At 44.6% G+C, this 2,583-nt stretch carries 1 protein-coding gene; it reads left to right on the top strand.

The window, feature by feature from the left end; translation table 11 throughout:
* The first annotated feature begins 691 nt into the window (after positions 1-691).
* Complete coding sequence (gene ltrA, locus QUB30_RS33230; protein ID WP_333342544.1) at positions 692-2,485, top strand: group II intron reverse transcriptase/maturase; 1,794 nt, start codon at positions 692-694, stop codon at positions 2,483-2,485.
* Positions 2,486-2,583: the final 98 nt, after the last annotated feature.

Genomic DNA, 2,583 nt, shown 5'->3' with positions numbered 1-2,583 from the left:
AAGTGCGATTCGTTCAGTCGAAACCGCGAAATCGGGGGATGACTGGCTTCTACAGGGTAATCCATGAGGATTGAGTTCGCACTTTAATCCCTTGTAGATGACAACTTCATAACCTTGCAGGTGAACGTTAGTATCCTAGAAAACGGTAAGTCCTGCCCCTCAGACGTAGAGGTGAAAGCATATCTCCCACTGTAGAGACTAGCCATCAATCGGTGAAGCGGAGATAAAAAGCGGAAAGAGCTACTAGCCTAAAAAGTGGTATCCCGTGAGCAAGTTCCTACGGATAGCGAAAGCGAAGTCACTGTCTGAATCACCGTTACGGCGAACCAGCGAAATAAGGCTTCATGCGCTGGGAGTCCCAAAATGGGCATTAGTACAGGGTGGTATGAGAATTTGATTCGGCATACCTACGTTACCTAAAAACTCGGTGAAAAGGTGACATCCTAACGGAACAAATCAATGGTTATGAGGAACGAAGTAACCCACCTGATTACTCTCGAAGAGGTCGAATACTTCGAGCAGTCAAGCTTTGCACGTAACATCTGGATTTCCAGGTAACAGGTGGTAGAGATTGAGTCAGAAGCCAACGCCTCACTGTAATAGTGAAGGATATGCTAACGGACTCACGGTAATACGGATGATATAGCTACAATTCGCAATGTAAATATCATGAACACGGTAATAAAAACCGATGTATGAATGGAGCGATATTAACTGGCGAAAGCTAGAGCGTAACGTCTTTAAGTTGCAAAAACGGATATATCAAGCGTCTAATCGTGGTGATGTCAAGCTAGTACGCAGACTTCAAAAACTGTTGATAAGCTCTTGGGCAGCAAAAGCCGCTTCGGTTCGTCGGGTAACTCAGGATAATCAAGGTAAGAAGACGGCAGGCGTGGACGGTGTTAAATCGCTAACCCCAAAGCAACGTCTCGCCTTGATAAATAAAATTACACTGGGTTCTAAGGTCAAACCAACACGCCGAGTTTGGATACCCAAACCCGGTACAGATGAAGAAAGACCTTTAGGAATACCGACAATGGAAGACCGAGCTTTGCAAGCGTTAGTCAAACTGGTGTTAGAACCGGAATGGGAAGCGCGATTTGAACCTAACTCATATGGGTTTCGACCAGGACGCTCGTGTCACGATGCTATCGGAGCAATATTCTCGGCAATAAAGCATAAATCAAAATATGTGCTGGATGCCGACATTAGCAAATGCTTCGACCGCATTAACCATGATGTACTTCTCTCAAAATTGAATACCTATCCAACCCTACGGAGACAAATCCGAGCTTGGTTAAAAGCTGGTGTAATGGATGGAAATAAGCTGTTCCCAACTAATGAAGGTACACCACAGGGCGGGGTGATTTCACCTCTACTTGCTAATGTCGCCTTACATGGGATTGAGGAATGGATTATGGGCTTAGCCCCAAAATTCGACATGAAGCGAGCCGACAACACTCAATTGAGTGTAAGGGATAAACTGAAATCGATTTCATTGATAAGATACGCAGACGACTTTGTAGTCCTTCATGAGGATTTAGAAGTCGTAAAACTGTGCAAATCAGAGATAGAGAAGTGGTTAAGTGGCATTGGGTTAGAATTAAAACCGAGTAAGACAAGATTAGCCCACACCCTGAACAATTTAGAAGATGAACAACCTGGATTCAACTTCCTAGGATTCAACGTTAGGCAATTCCCCGTTGGAAAACACAATTCAGGCAGAGTCAAGGGCAAAATCCTCGGATTTAAGACTATTATCACCCCCAGCAAGGAAAGTCAGAAAAGGCACTACAGAAAAGTTGCAGAAGTAATAAACAAGTCGCGTGGCTTAAATCAGGCGACTTTAATTAAGAATCTCAATCCTATCATACGGGGTTGGTGTAACTACTTCTCAACAGTTGTCAGCCAGAAAGTATTTGAAAGGCTGTGGCACTTAGTGGTTTGGAAGCTTCTCAAATGGGGTCGTCATCGTCATAGGAACAAAGGCAGAGGGTGGATACGCCTTAAATACTTCAAAACCGTAGAAGGCAATAACTGGGTGTTCGCAACCGGAGAGGGTAATAATCCTCTAAAGCTAATACAACATAGCTCCACTGAAATAAAGCGCTATGTAAAAGTAAAAGGGATGGCATCACCCTATGACGGGGACTGGATATATTGGAGTTCAAGAATGGGAGTACACCCCGAAATACCCGCAAGAGTAGCCAAACTACTCAAGCGTCAAAAAGGGAAATGCACTCACTGCGATAACTACTTCAAAGACGGAGATTCGATAGAGGTTGACCACATCATCCCCAAATCGAAAGGTGGAAAGGAATCGTATGATAACTGGCAGCTACTCCATCGACATTGCCACGACACAAAGACCGCCAGCGATGGCAGTCTCGGTAACAAATCTAGCTGTAACAGTGCTAAACCTAAGCCACCAGTGGAACCAAGCCTTTGGGCGTGGGAAAACGATATGTTGGTAATGACGTACTGATGACAACAGCCGTTTTATTGAGGAGCGGAATGATGGGAAACTATCACGTTCCGTTTTGGAGAGCAGTGGAGGAGGCGACTCCTTCACTGACTTTAATT

The sequence above is a fragment of the Microcoleus sp. BROC3 genome (assembly GCF_036702515.1).
In the GTDB taxonomy this organism is placed as follows: domain Bacteria; phylum Cyanobacteriota; class Cyanobacteriia; order Cyanobacteriales; family Microcoleaceae; genus Microcoleus.
Note: the sequence above shows the minus strand (reverse complement) of the source record. Positions and strands in the feature narration are given on the sequence as shown.